We start from the raw sequence: 1,043 nt of genomic DNA, 5'->3' as shown, positions 1-1,043 counted from the left end.
TGTGCAGTCATCATTTAGCTGTTTTTAAGGCTCTCATCAGAGAAAAGAATAATCAGATACCAGCGGTAACATCTTCCCCGAGCACTTCCTCAGGCATTCCCCGTAGTTCTCCCCCGGCTGCTGCTGCAATTTCTGAAACAGTCTTGATTAGAAAAGTATCCGCTACAACATCAAGGCTGGATCATGAGGCTTTTCGAACCACTTATCCAACATTGTTTATATTTGATGCAGAGCAATTGTCAGGAAAGGGACAGCGAGCCGTTTATGAATTGCCATTGACAGTGCCCGTCACTGGCCGTCTCAGAGGCGTAAAGAGTTTTCAATTGCCTGATAACTCAGCTTTTGTAGGGAGCAGGATAGATATTTTACCTGTGTTTGTGATTGAAGGAGGCACACAGAATCATTACGTGATGTCGGCACCCTATAATGATTCTGTTTATTATCTGGCGAATATCGAAATCGATTCCAGAAATCCTTTGGATACCAGAGCTTCATCAGCCACTGCTACCACAGGATACCCAGATAAAACCCCAACTAAACAAGATCATATACCGGCAGGTATTCTGTATCTGAGGGGCGCGGGTATTTTTGTTGCAGACAACATCAGGGTGGTGCTTGACCTGGCGGATAATCACAGGAGCGTCCAACTGGTAGAGCTGGGGTGTATCAATTTTTCTGATGGAAGAGGAACAGAAGAATTCTTCGTCTTTCGATTCATGCACTCTGAGTTTGATCTTTTACAAAGTGTACCAGGATCAAAAGACACTCAAAGCGCTGCACTGAATGTAAGATGTTTTCAGAAAAAAGGGCAAGTGCAGTTGACCATGAGAAACACTAAAACCATTGTATTCGTACCCACTGAAACGGTCACTCCAACACCTGGTTTACCAACTGGCAGTGGGGTGTTGTTCTCTATAATCTTATGGCCCAGAGAAAATGTCCTGAGCTTTGTTGATTCTACCTGTAACAGCGTCGTCGATCAGTTTGGCAATGATCTAACCATTGGCTCAGCTTATCCATCGGATCCTGATTACTACATGGGT

Annotated in this window: 1 protein-coding gene; it reads left to right on the top strand. The window is 44.3% G+C overall.

The window, feature by feature from the left end; translation table 11 throughout:
* Positions 1–143: 143 nt before the first annotated feature.
* A partial coding sequence (locus KDK17_RS06635; RefSeq protein WP_257287656.1) for a hypothetical protein occupies positions 144–1,043 on the top strand: 900 nt, incomplete at its 3' end.

This window comes from Endozoicomonas sp. SESOKO2, assembly GCF_024606245.1.
GTDB lineage: Bacteria > Pseudomonadota > Gammaproteobacteria > Pseudomonadales > Endozoicomonadaceae > Endozoicomonas_A.
This window is presented reverse-complemented; position numbering and strand designations above follow the sequence as displayed.